The 16,799-nt window shown below is 59.2% G+C and carries 12 protein-coding genes; 9 read left to right on the forward strand and 3 right to left on the reverse strand.

Translation table 11 applies throughout. The features are described 5' to 3' along the window. The first annotated feature begins 53 nt into the window (after positions 1 to 53). From BLR75_RS09040 to BLR75_RS26435, 4 genes are read left to right on the forward strand one after another with little or no spacing between them, the layout of a single operon-like run. On the forward strand, positions 54 to 623 hold the full coding sequence (locus tag BLR75_RS09040; protein WP_084310588.1) for a hypothetical protein: 570 nt from the start codon (positions 54 to 56) through the stop codon (positions 621 to 623). Next, positions 620 to 2,530: a hypothetical protein gene (locus BLR75_RS09045; RefSeq protein ID WP_084310587.1), complete on the forward strand. Its 1,911-nt coding sequence runs from the start codon at positions 620 to 622 to the stop codon at positions 2,528 to 2,530. Before BLR75_RS09040 ends, BLR75_RS09045 begins: the two co-directional genes overlap by 4 nt. After that, positions 2,527 to 3,447, forward strand: coding sequence for an ATP-binding protein (locus BLR75_RS09050; RefSeq protein WP_084310586.1), 921 nt, complete (start codon positions 2,527 to 2,529; stop codon positions 3,445 to 3,447). Before BLR75_RS09045 ends, BLR75_RS09050 begins: the two co-directional genes overlap by 4 nt. After that, the gene (locus BLR75_RS26435) at positions 3,437 to 4,786 is read left to right on the forward strand and encodes a hypothetical protein (RefSeq protein ID WP_139207004.1); all 1,350 of its coding nucleotides are present in this window, start codon (positions 3,437 to 3,439) and stop codon (positions 4,784 to 4,786) included. The genes BLR75_RS09050 and BLR75_RS26435 overlap by 11 nt, the downstream gene beginning before the upstream one ends. A gap of 670 nt (positions 4,787 to 5,456) precedes the next feature. Here BLR75_RS26435 and BLR75_RS09065 read toward each other — a convergent pair. Further along, positions 5,457 to 6,602, reverse strand: a complete 1,146-nt coding sequence (locus BLR75_RS09065) for a tyrosine-type recombinase/integrase (protein ID WP_371858110.1) — start codon at positions 6,600 to 6,602, stop codon at positions 5,457 to 5,459. Positions 6,603 to 6,680: 78 nt separating this feature from the next. Between BLR75_RS09065 and BLR75_RS09070 the strand changes: the two genes are divergently transcribed. Then, positions 6,681 to 7,550, forward strand: a complete 870-nt coding sequence (locus tag BLR75_RS09070) for a DNA-binding protein (protein WP_084310582.1) — start codon at positions 6,681 to 6,683, stop codon at positions 7,548 to 7,550. Between the two features lie 17 nt (positions 7,551 to 7,567). On the opposite strand, the gene BLR75_RS09075 is transcribed toward BLR75_RS09070, so the two are convergent. Beyond that, positions 7,568 to 8,194, reverse strand: coding sequence for a DUF6088 family protein (locus BLR75_RS09075; protein ID WP_084310581.1), 627 nt, complete (start codon positions 8,192 to 8,194; stop codon positions 7,568 to 7,570). A 607-nt stretch (positions 8,195 to 8,801) separates the two neighbouring features. Beyond that, positions 8,802 to 9,674, reverse strand: coding sequence for a helix-turn-helix transcriptional regulator (locus BLR75_RS09080; RefSeq protein WP_084310580.1), 873 nt, complete (start codon positions 9,672 to 9,674; stop codon positions 8,802 to 8,804). Between the two features lie 220 nt (positions 9,675 to 9,894). Here BLR75_RS09080 and BLR75_RS26440 point away from each other — a divergent pair, with 220 nt between their 5' ends. Genes BLR75_RS26440 through BLR75_RS09095 form a run of 4 tightly spaced genes read left to right on the forward strand, consistent with a single transcriptional unit; the run spans position 9,895 to position 16,799 of the window. Beyond that, positions 9,895 to 10,164 (forward strand): hypothetical protein, encoded by a 270-nt coding sequence (locus BLR75_RS26440; protein ID WP_139207005.1) that lies wholly within the window; start codon positions 9,895 to 9,897, stop codon positions 10,162 to 10,164. After that, entirely contained in the window at positions 10,165 to 13,017 is a 2,853-nt protein-coding gene (locus BLR75_RS09085; protein ID WP_084310579.1) for a DEAD/DEAH box helicase, read from the forward strand. A 21-nt stretch (positions 13,018 to 13,038) separates the two neighbouring features. Continuing rightward, positions 13,039 to 14,163 carry a metallophosphoesterase family protein gene (locus BLR75_RS09090; protein ID WP_084310578.1) on the forward strand — a complete coding sequence of 375 codons (1,125 nt, stop codon included), beginning with the start codon at positions 13,039 to 13,041 and terminating at the stop codon, positions 14,161 to 14,163. Beyond that, positions 14,160 to 16,799 carry an AAA family ATPase gene (locus tag BLR75_RS09095; protein ID WP_084310577.1) on the forward strand — a complete coding sequence of 880 codons (2,640 nt, stop codon included), beginning with the start codon at positions 14,160 to 14,162 and terminating at the stop codon, positions 16,797 to 16,799. Before BLR75_RS09090 ends, BLR75_RS09095 begins: the two co-directional genes overlap by 4 nt.

Here is a 16,799-nt window from a genome sequence, read left to right on the forward strand (position 1 = left end):
CACGTAGCTACTTATGGTTAGTCTATAGCCATAAGAAGCGCGACGACCTTGTCTTGGAAAGCAACCAAGAGCTCGCGCACTGGTTGCTGAATATCGAATTTGATTCCGATATTGTTGACTTCTGGATTCCGACAGCCGACGAGTTGTATGGTGACCAAGTAGGCGGCCGCCGGACTAGGCCAGATGTGGTGGCTAGGAACTCTAGCGGCATTCTGGAGTGGCATGAAGTCAAGGCTGGCTATGTTGATGAAGTGCGCTCTAGCGAACAGATAATTAAGCAGCGGGAGTTGGCTGAGAATAACGGGGCATTATACCGCTTGTTCGATGAGTCGACACGCACTGCCCGCCAATATGAGTTACTGCCACGTCTCCGCCTTATGCATTTCATCGCGGTTACGCGCAATCAATCCCAGATGAATCACGTTCAGAAGACGGTTTGTGAGTACGTGAAGCTGGAGCAGGAAGGTACGTTTGGTGGATTGCTGCATGCATTTCCCATGCTTGCACCGACGCATCTAGTTAGTGCCATGGTGCGTCTCACTATTGAAGGTGTTGTGGCGCTCGAGATTGAGGAGTCTACCCCCACTCAACGGACGACATGGTCGTTTAGGGGGCCATCATGAAACGTACCGCGATCCCTCAGTCCATCAGGCTGGGCGAGTGGCCGCGCGTCGAGCCAGCGACGGTACCAAAGGCGCAGTGGGCGGATTTCGCCAGCAGGCGGCTCGCCGTGTCGATGTACATCGACGGGGCCTCAATGAAAGCGATCAGGCTGCAAACTGGGTTGCCGTCCAACGAGGTCAACCGGCTTGTACAGCGCTTCTGCACTTTGGATGAAGAGGGGCATTGTTTTGGCGAGCGGGCGTTAATCTCGCATACCCGGGTTGTTCCCTATGAGCGTCGTAAGCCCATTGGCGTGAAGCGATCCGAGCAGCAGGGGGGGCTGACGGGGGCGCTCAACCTGCTGTTGTCCGAGCACCCTGAAATTGAAGTGGCGGTGATCGACCTACTCCGTACTCCCGGTGCGGTCTTAAATGACGCCCGAGGGGGGATGAGTTACTTGGTCTCAGCGTTCTACCGGACGCTGGAGAAGGCAGGCATTGTCTCGCCGGCTTGGCCTTTCAATACCAAACACGGCGGCCGTACATCCATCCGGAAGTACCTAACAGCGCTGCGTTCCAGGTTCGCGGTTCAATACATTCATGCCCACGGCGAGGAAGACGCCGTGGCTCATCTGGCGACTGGCACAGGTCATCGACGTTTCATTCGCCCTAAGCGGCCTTTCGATTGCGCGCAGCTTGATGGGCATTCCATCGATGCCATTTTCGCGCTGCGCATAGAGGAAATTCCGGGTTCCTATCAATGGGTCGCGATTGATCGGATCTGGTTGTTGTCGCTAATCGAACCTTTTTCCCATGCAGTCCTGGCCTATAAGCTCGTTCTGAGAAGTGAGGTCTCGGCGGCCGATGTGCGTGAAGTTATCGCCCAGGCCTGCCTGGGGAAATGGTGCCCAAGAGCGTTAGCAAACGAAGAGTATAGGTATCGGCCAGGCGCAGGGCTGCCTTCGGGCATCATTGAAGGCTGCCAGGGAGTCGGCTTCGGGGCTTTTTTTGCAGACGCTCACTTATCTAACATCGCCAAGAAAATTACAACGGGGGCACGTCGCGACTTCGGTTTCCAGGTGTGCATCGGGCCGGTGGGGCACTTCGAAGCACGCGCGGAAATAGAACGTTCCTTTCTGGAGGTGGCTCGGAAAGTTCACGGATTGGTCTCATCTACTGGAAGTCATCCTCATGCCGGGCGGGCCAAGGACGCCGAGCAAAAGGCCGTGAAATACGAAATAGACTTCACGCTGATGGAGGATGCTATAGATGTGATGCTCGCCAACTACAATGTCACGCCCAGCGAAGGGCTGGGGCTCCTTTCTCCGCTGGGTTGTCTGGAACAGTTCTTCCGCCAGGACGCACTGATTCCGCACTACGCAGCCGACCAGCTAGAGCGATTGCAGGCGGATCTGGCCACTCGCAAAGCGACTGTGCGTGGTGGCTGCGACAGTGGACGTCGTCCTTACATCCAATTAGATCGGGTGCGCTACACCAACGGAGTCCTCGCTGGTGATTTCGGCTTTGTTGGCATGGAATTGTTGATTGAAGTCGACAATCACGATTACCGAGCGGTCAAAGCCTATCTGCCCAACGGTGAGTGTATTGGCTTTCTCCAGGCTCAGGGGTGGTGGGGAGAGTTCAAGCATACGCCCTCCGTGCGCCGCAAGGTGAACAGCTTGATCCGTTCTGGCGACCTGAAGATCGATGAGGATAAATGCCCAGTTCAGCAACTCAGTGATTACTTCACTCAGCACGGACAAGCTGGAGTGGCGTTGTCCATCGGCCGGGAAGCGGCGACCCAGCAGGCGGAAAACCCGCAACCCCGAAAAAGCCGGGCAGCGCGAGCGGACTACTTCATCCAAGCAGATAGCGAATACGGTGAACTGCCCACGCCTGGTCGCGCGCTTAACCGAGTCGAGCGATGAGCATCACGGCTCACCCTCTCAAGACCGACCAGGCGCTGTTTATCACGCACCAGATGGTGCGCGTCCTTCGCTTGAGTCTCGATCGGGTGGCCGCCAGACGATCTGGCGTGCTGTTCGAAGGCGCGTCGCGGGTCGGCAAATCCCGTTGTGCAAAATTTGTCGCCGAGCAGTTAAAGGTCCAGTTGCCGGACATTTTCACGGTGCTCCACATCGCCCGCCACCGCGAACCCGGCCGGCGGCAGTCCGCATTGAAGGAGTTATGTGAGTCGGAGCATACGAAGCCTGCATCACGTGGCGTAGATTTTCTTCAGCACCTGCTGGCCTATATTGAGGCGCATGTGACCGGTCAGCCCGCGCCACAATGCGTGCTAGTTATCGATGAGATTCAACATTGGCGTCACAACGACTTTCACGTGTTAGCGGACCTCTACAATTATCTGCAGTTACAGGACATATATCTAACGGTCATCGGTTTTGCGCAATCGGAGATATATCAGCTACTCAGCGGGCTTAGGGCGGTGCAGCACCTGCAGACAGTGGCTCGCTTTTTTTCAGAAATTATTCCGTTCCACGGGTGCCAGAAGGTCGACGAACTGGCGACGATACTGCAGGCGTGTGACGAGGGTTCCGAGTACCCCGTCGGATCGGGTATCAGCTATACCGCTTTCTTCGCGCCAGAGGCCTTTGCCGCAGGACTCAGGCTGGCGCCGCTGGCGGATTTGCTCTGGAAGGCATTCGACGAAAGCGTGGCGGGGAAGTACGTCAACAATCTCCCTATGCAGCACGTGCGTGAGTCGATCGTCGACCTATTGCTGCTTATCGCTCCGCATGACAGCGCCTTGTTTGAAGTCGATGAGAAACTGGTCACTGAAGCGGTTCGTCGCACGAGTGTTCGGATGTTCTGCGATGCATTATAAGAACGGGTTATTTTTTCCTGATAATTTTCCATGGCCGTTTGATCATGCTGTTGCCATTTTGCACAAAGCGGCTGTGGTGAATGGTGTCAGTGGCAGGGTAGTGCTGAGAATGTCTCAGCTAATGAAGTCACGACGGGGCTCGAAAAAGGGCAGGGAAACTCAGATCGAGGAGGCTTTGGGCGAGATTTGTTCCTGCTCTCGCTGCCCGTCGTCATATAGCAATTTGATCAAAGGAATCGGCGACTTTTTCCCGAAGAATGCTTTCGGCCCCATTAAGTATTGTGCGGAATGTCTGGCGGAGACAGGATTCGTTCCAACAGTCTTTTCCCTGCGCTTTGTGGCCAGTTGTCCATGGCATCACCATCCGCTTAAGCCCCTATGCGAGCGTTGTCACGATGTTCGGAAATTCAAACCCACGCCATTCGGGAATCCGGTCGGCTACCGATGCAAGGAGTGCGGCTATTGGGTGCCTAGTCGGGCAGCGATTTTTGCTGCCTGTCGTTCCCATACTATTGTCCGCCACGGACTAACTTGCTTTGCTTTTTATTTCAATACTGAGCGACTACACCGGTTGGCGGTGATGGACGTGATTCATTTCAATGAGACTGCCGATGATGGTAGACAAGCCCTTATCGACGGTTGTGCGATACAGGAATTCCTGCGTGATGAAACAACCACAGTCTGGCGTAAGAAACTTGACTTGAATGGACCTTGTGCGGAGTTGAGCCTGCCCGACGAGTACTACAGGGACTTTGTCCGCTTTCATCAAGAGCGCCTGCTCAAAGCGCATCGCGATTGCACTTGCTGTGCTGTTCTCTCGCGGCCCGATTTCGGTGATACACCACGCAGCGTGTGCGTGTATAACGCGGCCTTGTCGATATTTCGGCAAAAGTTTGAATACTTGAGCAGTGGTAACGTGGAGCCGCGACTTTCCGAGCAGGCCGTGCAGCAGCTGGTAAAGCTCCAGCTGCAGCCTTGGGAGGCGCGACGATTCTTTCAATGCGTGTTCTACCAACTCCTCGCACGCTTGAGATTCTGGAGTTGCGCTGCGTCGCGCTTCTTCGTTCACATTGATCCGCGGCATTTCTTCGCGGTGCTAAATACCGATTACACCCCAGTTCTGCTTAGTCGGTTCCTAGGCAAGTATTTGCGAACTGACTACTTGTGTAAGTTCGATCTGCCCACCAACCGTGCGGCCTTGCGTCAGCTCTTGGGGCCTGCCCAGGCTGGACAGGCGCTTGTTATTCGCAATTTCGGGACCCGCGCAGAGCTGAGCACCTCAGCAACATCCAGGCTGTTCTACGGCTCGCTGCGGGCGACGGCGATGTTTTACTTCTAATTTTGGTGCCTGAAAAGCCGTGCTAAGCGCCTTTGAGGTGCCCTGTCGCCAGCGACAGTCTCGCCTGAAGCGACCGCCGTTGAATCCCATTACTTATTGGCGAATTCAGCGGGGCCAGGTAGCCAAGGTGCGAGTGGCGACGCGGTGCAGGTGTACCAGTTCACGAAGCCCGCAATTGCTGGGTCAAGCCGGTGTATTGGACTTCAAATTGCAGGCACTTGTACTGGTTCATCGAGTAGTGACAGGTGCCTACCAACGGGCTGGGGCTCAGGGAATTATCCCAAAATATCTCGGCAACTATAATTTATAGTCACCGAGATATTTCGGGCATAGAAGCCGGCGCGCTGGCTGGTTCTCCGCTCCCGGCTGGGCCTGACAGCCATCGAGCGGCTTGCCCATCTGCCTTTTCGGATTGGCCAGTATTCCCCCCAATAACGCTGATGGGGAATGATCGCGCAAGCCTGGGACGGTTAAGGGGCTGCTGAGTAGTAAGGTGGATGCAGCGCAGCCATACAAACTTTGTGGCGCTACAGCCAGGCGCAATCGAACGCGCGCTCCTCCATTGCAGCGGCAAGGGCCGCTGGGCGAGGCCTACGGCAGCAGCGCTGCGTGTCTGCAGTGCAATGTGTATGACCTCGGCTTCAACGCGCGATTTCAAGCAGTAGGGGGCTCAGTCTTCGCTTGGTTGTACGTCGTTGCCTCGCCGCTCGACTGTTGATGGCTCAGGGGCGAACACTGCTGGACCGAGCAATTGACTGGCCCGACTGTCGAGCAGGGTGCCCGTCTGAAAGTAGCCCATCACGGTGCCGACACTGCGGTGCTCAGTCATGGCCATCACTTCGCCCAAAGGCACACCCTGACGGCCGGCCTCACTAACAAACCCGGACCGAAGGCTGTGTGCCGACCAGTCACCATCAAGCTTGGCCAACTTGGCCCGGCGCTGCACGATGCGTGCAACCTGGTCGCTGGACAAGCCTGTTGACCCGACCCGCCCGCCGCGATAGACCCGCCGGAACAGAGGCCCCGTAGAGGCGGGCGCCACCGTCAGCCAGGCTACGAGTGCCTGTGCCGCAAGGCCACGCAGAGGCTTTTCCCGACGTAAGCCCTCGGTTTCTGTCTTGGTGACGCCCAAGGCGTAGAGCCAAGTGTCGGCATCCAACTGACGAACATCGCCCACCTGTAGCCCAACCACCTCCGAGCGCCGCCGGCCGCCGCCACTCCAGGCTAGGAGGAGGAGCGCGCGGTCACGCTGGCCGCGGAGGCCATCGGTACAGGTGGCAAGCATGGCTTCCAGAGGTTCGCGCATTGCCGCGGTTTTCTTGCGTACAGACATTCCCTGCCGGACCTGGGCCTTGCGCGCCTCGCGCAGCAGCATCTTCACAGACGCCGTCTCGGTTGGGCTCGGCCAGTTCTTCAGGTCATGCCACTTGGCGAGCACCGCCAGGCGATGGCGCACCGTGTTGTAACTCAGGGCGCCGAGTTTGGCTTTGACGCCTGCGTCGACCAGCGCGGCATCCAGCGCCGGCGGCAGTAGGTGAGTCCAGTCTCCGTCTGCCGGGCGCGCAAGATGATCAAGGATGAACTGCACCGCCACCGTGTCGGCCAGCGGCCCCGCCTCCAACGTATGGCCATAGCGCAGTTGCAGCCAGCCGGCCCAGTAGGCGAGGGCGCTTCGGTAACTGCGCACGGTATTGGCGGCGGTGCCGGCGGCGACGAACGCTGCGGCGGCGGAACGGGCCTCGGCATCGAGGCGATCGACGGCCAGCAGGCTGCTATCGCTGGAGAGTAGCATTTTTGTATTATTCATTACGTTCAACGTATTAAATATTTAATTTAAATTCGATTGAGTCGGATAACATTCATTTATCAGACCTAATATAGCGAGGAGCTGGCGATGGCGGTAGGCGTACCGGAAACCGAAGTGTTCGCGGCGGCGGATGCGGTGCTTGAGCGTGGCGAGCGGCCGACGGTGGAGCGGGTGCGCCAGGAACTGGGGCGCGGCAGCCCGGCGCGGGTCGGCGCCTTGCTAGACCTGTGGTGGGAACGCCTGGCTCAGCGCCTGCGTGGCGAAACACGCTTGCCGGCGCTGCCGACGGAGATCTCGCAGGCCTTTGTCGCGGTCTGGCAACAGGCCATGCTCCTTGCGGAGGGCGTTTCCGAGCAGGCGCTGGCCGAACGCCGCGCCGTGATAGAAGCCGAACGGTTGCGAGTGGCCGCGGTCGAGGATGAGGCTCGCCAGCTGATAGCCCAGGCCCGGCAGCAGGTGGCTGCCGGGCAGGCAGCACAGCATGCCGTCGAGACCCGTCTGGCCGACTTGGAGTTGCTGCTTGCGCAGCAGCAGGCACAACTGGCGGACCAGCAAAACCGTTGCGCGGAACTTGCCGAGGAACGCAGGACGGCCCTGCAGGAGACCAGTGTGCTGCGTCAGGAGTTGCAGGCCGCACAACAACAATTGATCCGAGAGCGTGATGCCACGGCGACCTATGTGCGCGGCATCGAAAACCGCGCCCACCGCGAGGTCGATCGTGCTCGGGAAGAGAGCAGGGTGGCCGCCGCTCAGCTTAAGGCTCTTACCAAGCAACACGACCAGTTGCGCCAACGACTAGACATTGCGCTGTCACAACTTAGCGAGGCGCAGCAGGTCGCTGCCGCCGAGCAAGCTCGGGCCAATACCCTTGAGCAACAGCTTGTTAAGCCTGCCCGAGTCAGACGCGCCAAGGTTAAGCCGGCAAAGTCGAAGCCCAGACCGAGCGCTCAAGCTTAGACTCCCAGCTCTGGGCGTTAGCTCTGGCGCGCCGGATGGGCTAATTCGTGGCTCAATGCTCTACGCATCCACCGAGGCATTTTGCAGGTCATTAGCGTGGTCTGGTCTGCGGGTTTGAGCGCTTTCTTAATGGCAGCAATGCATTCTGTGGTCGCCCCCTCTTTGCCGAGATAAAAGAGCGCGCTGATGGCGGTCCCCACTTCGGTTCCGGCATGCTGCATGACCATTGGCGGCGCATGTATCAGGCGAACCTCAGCTTTTCCGAAAAAAAATGATCGACTGGGCCCGCTGGTGTAGTAAATCTGGATCAGCGGCATCTGAGTGCTCAGGCCAAACATCCGCACCGCATTGGCGCCGTGAATCTGCAGGGTTTGGCGGCTCTGCCTGGCAACCAAGCGCACCACCGCCCAGGCACTAGGTCGAAACTGCGTCTCATACAGACTGGGTTTGGGGCGCATATAGATACCTCGATGTAGCCGCTCGAGCTCGCCTCTGCTGACCAGCTGGGCCATTGCCTTGGATACGGCGTTGCGTGTTCCAAATTCCGCAAAACGTCGGATCGAAAAAGGCTGTCCTCTAGGCAGGCGTTTGACCCACAGTGCAATCCGGGACGGAACTGACAAAGGAAAATCATCGGAAGTCATTGCGGCTCCCATATCTATCGCCTTAAGTAAATCACAATACCGAGATAACGCCGATAGGCGTCATGAGGACTTGGAGTCGAACCGTAGTTTCGTGAGCGGTTGACCGGAATTTGGTGAGCGCTGCCGACCGAAATGCCACCTATGTTGGGTGACCGCCCCTGATTTCCGCGGTCTTCAAGGCTATCGGAGCATGCCAATCGCTCGAAAAACCCATGAAATCAGGGCACCGGAATCAGCTGAGCGCTGAAACACTATTGGGCTACCGAGCCAGTTGCACGTCATCAACCACAAAGCTGACATTGGTTTCCATGAAATTGCTGTCTGGGGTCTACTGGTGCTGCGGCAAAATGGTGGAATGCGTGAAGGAACCGAGCAGACCTGTGCAAAAGCTTTACGTGCGAAAAGGCGACAGATCGACGCGTTCGTCGACCGGGAATAGGGTATGTCTCATATCCTGGACTGGTCGGAGAGACGCAGCATGTGGATCATCGGTACCCCGCTCGATAATGCTCTGGCCTTGATGGTGCTGGGCGCATTTCTACTCCTGCTCGCTCGGCTGGCATACGGTCCGGCCGAGTGAGTGACCAGATCTGTACCTCCCCGAGACTTAGGCGTAAAGCCAGCGGCTGAGATCGTCCAGGTTGGCCACCACGATTTGTTGCGCGCTGGCCTTGGACTGAACCTTGTGTGGGTCAATCTGGTAGCGTTGCAGCACGTATTGCACCAGAGCGCCCCGGCTCGGGACGATCAACCTACCTTCCTGCATGCCATAGTCCGTCTCGATGATAGCCTTCTGGTCGGGCTTCAGGCGTGGATCCGGCTCGATCAACACCTCCACTTCGGTCGCCCAGCCTTCGTCGGCGTCGCGGCCATTCTCGGTCGCATCCAGTACTTCAGGTTGGCCGCGAAAACGGCTCAGCACGAAGTCCCGATAGTCACGATTCTTCTCGCAATAGGCGCGGACATGCCAGCGCATGCCGGTGTAGATCAGCGTGTGCGGGGCGATCAGGCGAGTTTCGGCTACCGGGTTGGTCAAGGAGACGTACTCGCACTCCAGGCGCAGCCCCTCACGGCAGGCGCGGAGAAGGGGACGCAACACTTCGGGGCGTACGGAGCGATCCGGCACCTTCAGTACTTCGGTGTGCGCATAGGCCAGTGCCAGGCCCTCAATGTGTGGGGCGCGCTCGTGGTTCTGGTTGAGAAGGTGCAAGTACGCACTGGCGCTGTCGTCGATGAATAGGGGATGGAAGCTCTTGCTCGGGACGTAGCCCTTAAGATGCTTGTCGTAATCGAGGTTTCTCGGCGCGTATTCGCCGAGGTAGCTGTTGATGTCCTTGGACGCTTGCTGGCGACTGATGCCGAAACTCAGCATCAGGTGGTTCGTCGTCAGGCGGCCCTCCCACCAGGCCACCGTTTCGATCAAACGATATCGCAGGGCCAGGTCCCAGCGAACGCTTTCTACCGATTGCTTGCGCTTCATGCCCGCTCCTTCTGCGCGAAAACTTTACCTGTACGTGTAAACACTCTGGATGCGTAGTTGAAAGCTACATAGCATTCATCAGTAGCTCAAGCATCTAGGCCTGCGGGTGAGGTGGGCATAGAGGGCCGGCGCTGAGCTGGGCCTTGCTGGGTATCATGGATGGATACCTCGGGCAGTGACCTGTTTCGGGTGGTATGCGAGGCGGATGGGTGGATAAAAAATGATCATCATGGCGACAAAGTTTCCAGCATCAAGCTACTTTGCCTTTACCCGTGATGGCAGTCTGGATAATGTGATGGGCATCGCAGCAAGGCAGGCCGTGGTATCCCAAGGATGGCCCTCCTCAGGCGTTTCTCCGCGATATGAAATGCCCACTCCAGCGCCGTTCTCGCTACCAAGATCCGCCATTGATGGACATCGATTCATCTTGTCCAGCAAGACCTGTGATCCATTGCCTTTGAGGCATGAAATGGCAGACGAGGAAATCTAGATGGGCAGTCTCTTCGCCCCAGGGGCACGGGTAGAGATCCGTGACGCCGAGTGGCGTATCAAGCGTATCGACATGACCTCAGACGGTGGTCATCTCATTACCTGCGAGGGGCTTTCCGAGTTGGTGCGCGGCCGTGAAGCCATGTTTCTCAGCAAACTGGAGCAGGGCATTCGCGTGCTCGAACCCGAAGCGACAGAGTTGGTAGATGATCTTTCCAGTGGCTACCGTGCCAGCCTGTTGTATCTGGACACGCACCGGCGCCAGACGCCGCCGACCGACAGTCGTATCCATATCGCCCATCAGGCCGCTATGGATCTACTGCCATTTCAGCTCGATCCTGCCCGCCAGGCGCTGGAGCAGCCGCGTCAGCGCATCCTGATCGCCGACAGTGTCGGCCTGGGTAAGACCCTCGAAGCTGGCATCCTTGTTAGTGAATTGATCGCCCGTGGGCGAGGCAAGCGCATTCTGGTGCTGGCGGTGAAGTCCATGCTCAGCCAGTTCCAGCAGGAGTTCTGGAGTCGCTTCACCATCCCCTTGACTCGTCTCGACTCCCAGGGCCTGCAGCGGGTACGCAACCGTATCCCGGCCAACCACAACCCGTTCCACTACTTCGACCGGTCGATCATCTCCATCGACACGCTCAAGCAGGACATCGAGTACCGCCATTACCTGGAACAGGCCTACTGGGACATCATCATCATCGACGAAGCGCACAACGTGGCCGAGCGCGGCTCCAACTCGCAGCGCGCCCGATTGGCAAAGCTGCTGGCCACCCGCTCGGACACGCTGGTGATGCTGTCTGCCACGCCCCACGACGGGAAAGCGGAGAGTTTCGCCAGCCTGGTCAACATGCTTGATCCCACGGCCATCGCCAATCCGTCCGACTATAGCGCCGAAGACTTCCGCGACAAGGGCTTGGTGATTCGCCGGTTCAAGCACGATGTGCGCGAGCAACTGGCGCAGAGCTTCCCCGAGCGTGACATTGGCACGCTGCATTGCAGCGCGACTCAAGTGGAGGATCATGCCTATGACGTGCTGATGGAGAGCAGCTTCCACACCCTGAACGGCAAAGGCAGCGGTCAATTGTTCCGCACCACCCTAGAGAAAACGCTGTTTTCCAGCCCGGCGGCCTGCGTCAGCACCATTCGCAATCGCCTCAACCGCCTGGCGAAACGAGCCGATCAGCCGGAGGTAAAGGAAGATATCGACACCCTCAACGGTCTGCTTTCTGCCGTCAGCGCCATCACCGTCGAGCATTTCAGTAAATACCAACGCCTTTGCCAACTGCTCTGCGGAGGGGATGGTTTTGGCTGGAACCCCAAACAGGCTGACGACCGCCTGGTGATCTTCACCGAAAGCATCGTCACCCTGGAGTTCCTGCAACAGCACCTGCCGACAGACTGCGGACTCAAGGCCGACCAAGTCGCCGTGCTGCGGGGCGACATGCGTGACAGCGATCTCGCCGCCACTGTCGACAGTTTCAACAACCAAACCAGTCCCATTCGTCTGTTGATCTGTTCGGATGTCGCCTCCGAAGGCATCAACCTGCACCACATGAGCCATCGGTTGATCCACTTCGATATCCCCTGGTCGCTCATGGTGTTCCAGCAGCGGAATGGCCGTATCGACCGCTACGGCCAAACCCGTCAGCCGCTGATCCGCTACCTGCTTACCGAAAGCGCCAACTCGAAGGTGCGCGGTGATGCCCGCATTCTTGAGATTCTCATCGAAAAGGACCGGCAGGCCGGCAAGAACATTGGCGATCCGTCCGAGTTCTACGGACTCGGTAGCGCCGAGCTGGAGGAAGCCAAAACCGCCGAGTTCATCGAGCGAGTTGACGCCGGTGCAGGCGACGATATCTCCGCACTGTTTGCCGCCTTCCTCGACAGCACTGCCCAAACCAGTGAAAGCGGCCTCGCCGCCTTCATTCCGGAGACAACACCTTCCTCCAGCCTCGAACAGGCTATTGCCCATCGCCCGGGGCTGTTCGACAGCGATCTGGATTACGCCCGCGCCGCCCTTCGCTGGCTTTCGGAGCAGGGGGTGGATTTGCAAAGCGAAGTGGATGGTTCCACCGTGCGCCTGACCGCGCCGGACGACCTGCGCCAGCGACTCCGCTACTTGCCCAATGAAATCTGGCCGGATAACCACCGCTTCATCCTCTGCGCAGACAAGCAGCGGATCTACGACGAACTCAAACGCTGCCGCGAAGAAGACAGCCCCTGGCCGGCCATTCACTACCTGTGGGCGCGTCATCCAGTCATGGAGTGGCTGGCTGACCGCGCCCTCAATGCCTTTGGTCGCCACACCGCGCCGGTCATTCGCATGCCACAGCAGCTCGATCCGGACCAGCACTGGGTGCTGATCCACGGCGGCTTTCCCAACCGCCGTGGCCAGGTGCGTATCCAGGCCTGGTGTGCGGTGAAGATCGAGCAGGGCCAGGTGGTCTCCAGTGGAGATTTCTCTGTCTTGCAAGAACAACTGCCGCTGAGGTCGCTGGTCAATGCAGGCCAGGCCGGCGACACCAGCAGGCTGCAGGCCCTGCTGCCGATCGCCGTGGCCCACGCCCGTGACCTGCTCAAGCAACAACGCAAGCAGTGCGAAGACGCAGACAACGAGCACCTCAATGCCCGTCTCTCCGCCCTGGAGTCTCTGCGTCAGCGACACCTGGGGCAGATGGAGTTGGAGCTCGGTAGCCTGCTCGAAAGTGTCCGCACGAGACGCCGAGAGGACCGCGCTGCCCAGATCAACCGCGTCTTCGACGACTACCTGCACTGGCTGGAGAATACCCAGATCACCGAAGAGCAGCCCTACTTGCAGGTGGCGGCGGTATTCACCGGTGCGCCGGCCTAACGGATACGAGGGGAGCATACAATGCCGCGATTTCTGCATACCGCTGACTGGCAGATTGGGCGTCAGTACAGCCGCTTCGCCCAGGACGATGCCGTGGCGCTGGCCGAGGCCCGGTTCGCAGTCGTCGAGCGCATCGCACAGCTGGCGTCCACCGAAGCCTTCGATGCCGTGCTGGTTGCCGGCGATGTGTTCGATGCCCAGACGGTTTCCGATCGCACCATTCGCCGCCTATTCAATGCCCTGCAAGGATTTGCCGGCCCCTGGATCATGATCCCCGGCAACCACGACGCGGCACTGGCCGAAAGCATCTGGAGCCGCGCCCAGCGTCTCGGGGCTATTCCCGCCAACGTCCATGTCGCCTTGACGCCTGACGTACTGGAATTTGCCGAACAGGGTTTTGCAGTGCTCACTGCGCCGCTGACCCAGCGTCAGACTCACGATGACCTCACCTGCTGGTTCGACGCTGCCGAAACTGCCCCAGGGCTGCTGCGCATCGGTCTGGCCCACGGCAGCGTGCAGGGCATCCTCGCCGAGGATATCGACTCACCGAATCCGATCGCACCGGAGCGCGCCCAGCGCGCATGCTTGGACTATCTGGCCCTGGGCGACTGGCATGGCGTCAAGCAGATAGATACCCGCACCTGGTACAGCGGCACGCCTGAACAGGAACGTTTCAAGAACAACGGTGCAGGGCAGGTTCTGGCGGTGGAGATAGCTGCACCCGGTACCGAGCCTCAGGTCACGCCGCGGCTGATCGGTCAGTACGTCTGGCAGCACTGGCAGGTTCAGCTCACGGTCGATTCCGACCTCGATGTTCTGCTGCAGCGTTTGGATGAAGTCGCCGCCCCCTCCGTGCTGGACATTGCCCTGAGCGGGCAGACCAGCCTGGCCGGCAACTACCGATTGCAGCAAGCCCTGTCCGTGGCCGAAGCGCGTCACCGCAGCGTGCAATGCGACTTCGCCGATCTTCGCCTGCAGCCCACCGATGAAGATATTGCCGCCCTACATGCCGATGGCTATCTAGGGGAAGTGCTTGCCGAGCTGCGGGAGTGCCAGCAGACAGAAGATGCCGAAACCGCCCGCGACGCACTGGCTATTCTGGCCGGCCTGCTGCGCGATCGACAATTGCAGGAGGGCATGGAATGAAACTTCACCGGATGCGAATCGAGCAGGTTCGTCAGTTCCGCCAGCCCCTTGAAATCTGCGATCTGGAACCGGGCATCAACCTGTTCACCGGGCCCAATGAGTCCGGTAAGAGCACTCTGGTGCGGGCAATCCGTGCCGCCTTTTTCGAACGCCACAAATCCAGCAGCGTCGAAGATCTGCAACCCTGGGGAGACTCCTCGGCCGCCCCTGGCATCCAGCTGGAGTTCGACTGGCAAGACAAGCGTTGGCGGCTCGCCAAGAGCTTTCTCAGGCAAAAACGCTGTGACCTCCAGGTGGGAGGCCAGTCCTTCAATGGTGATGAAGCAGAAGAGCGACTGGCGGAGCTACTTGGCTATCAATTTCCCGGACGCGGTGCCAGCAAAGCCGAGCATTGGGGGATACCCGGCCTACTGTGGATCGAGCAAGGCTCCGGCCAGAACATCCATGACGCCGTCGCCTATGCCGGCGATCACCTCAAATCCGCATTGGGTGAAAGCCTGGGTGAAGTCGCCAGCAGCGCCGGCGATGAATTGATAGCTCGGGTCGAGCGGGAGCGTGCAGTCCTGCTAACCAGCACAGGGCGCCCCACCGGCGACTACGCGCGCATCAACCAGCAGTACGACGAGTACCGGGCACGCCTGGATGAACTGGACGCCAGTATCAGCACCTACCGCCAACAGGTGGATCGACTGGGAGAATTGCGTCAACAGCAGCAAGAAGATGCCACCAAGCCTTGGCAAGACTACCGTCGCCAGGCCAAGGAAGCCGAGGACCGCCTAGCCGAGGTAGAAGGCTGGGTACGTGAGCAGCAACGCGAGCAGAAGGAACTGCAACACTGTCTCGACAGCCAGCAGCTATGCCGCGATCAACTGCGTACCTTTGCCAAGCAGCAGCAAGAGCTGGAGCAAAGGGACAAGGCGCGCCAGAAGGCAGAAACAACCCTCGCTGAACTTCAAGCACGTCAGGAACAGGTCGAAACCCGTCTGACCCGGGCGCAAACGGCCTACCAGCAAGCTCGCGAAACCCTGAAGCAAGCTCGCCAGGACGAGCAGCGTACAGCCCTTTCCCGCGAATCAGCCCAGCTCGACCAGGAGCTGGCCGAAATCGAAGGCAACCTGAGCAATGCCCGCGAGCTGCAAGCGCAATTGCTGCAGCAACGAGAGCAACTGCAAGCCAACCGTATCGACGCTGCCCAGCTCAAGAAGCTGCAAAAACTTAGCCGGGATCTGGACGACCTCGCCATCGCTCAACAAGCAGTGGCGACACGGCTGCAGTTCGAGCTGCTGCCTGGCCAGAGCCTGCAACTCGACAGCGAGTCGCTCACCGGCCAGGGCGAGCGCCTGTTGCTGGAGCCCACCGACCTGCATATCGCTGGAGTCGGCAAGCTGCGCGTTCAACCCGGCGGCGAGGATATCGCTGACCTTGTCCGCCGCCAGCAGGTATTGCAGGACGACATCACCGGTCTGCTGGGCAGCTTGCGGGTAGAAAATCTTGTCCAGGCCGAGGAACGAGCCGAGCAGTGCCGGTCACTCCAGGAAGATATACGCCGTAATGAACTCCTGTTGAACAGCCACGCACCCGATGGGGTGGATGAGCTGAGCAACAGGCAGCAGCTCGGTAATCAACGCAGGCAAGAGCTTCAAGCGCTGCTGGCAGAGTTGCCGGAATCCGCGGCCGATAAGATCAGCGTGACTACCGCGGAAACCCATCTGGAAACCGCCGACGAGACGCTCAAGGCTGCCGAAAAAGCTGAAGCCAGTTTCAGGGTGGAACTCGGCCTGGCCAGCCAGGCCCTACAAAGCTCGAACACCGAATGGCAAAAGCTCCAGGACGAGATTCAGTCCCCGGATCGCCAGCAACGCGAGCGGCAGCTCAACGATCAACTGCTCGACCTGCGCGCCACAGAAACGGGGTTGGAGACTTCAATAGGCTCCCGCCAGCAGCAGATCGATGCCGCCAATCCAGACATACTCCGTCAGGATATCGATCGCCTCAGCCGCACTGCCGACGCCATGGAAAAGGCCGCTCAAGAGCGCGACAAGGAATTGATCCGACTGCAGACCAGCCTGGAAACCCTCGGCGCCCAGGGGTTGGAAGAGCAACGTGCCGAACTGGCTCAAGATTTCCAGCTTGTCAGCCGCCGCCGTGACGAGTTCAGCCGTCGCGCCGCCGCCCTCAACCTGCTGCTGGAGTTGCTCAAGGCCAAGCGCCAGGCGCTGACCCGCAGGCTCCAGGCGCCCCTGCAACGCCACCTCAATCGTTACCTGCAATTGCTCTTCCCGCAGGCCAGCCTCACCGTAGATGAGGATCTGATTCCCGAACAACTGATCCGCACCGCCAACGGCACCGAAGAGCGTGGCGATTTCGCCGCCCTCAGTTTCGGTGCCCGCGAGCAAATGGGCCTGATCAGTCGCCTGGCCTATGCCGACCTGCTCAAGGAAGCCGGCCGGCCGACCTTGATCATCCTCGACGATGCTCTGGTGCACAGCGACCCGCAACGCCTAGGGCAAATGAAGCGCATCCTCTTCGATGCAGCGCAGCGGCATCAGATTCTTTTGTTTACCTGTCACCCGGAGAACTGGCGCGACCTCGGCGTAGCCCCGCGTGACATGCAATCGCTCAAGGTTAGCGCCTGA

The organism is Pseudomonas jinjuensis, from assembly GCF_900103845.1.
Lineage (GTDB): Bacteria > Pseudomonadota > Gammaproteobacteria > Pseudomonadales > Pseudomonadaceae > Pseudomonas > Pseudomonas jinjuensis.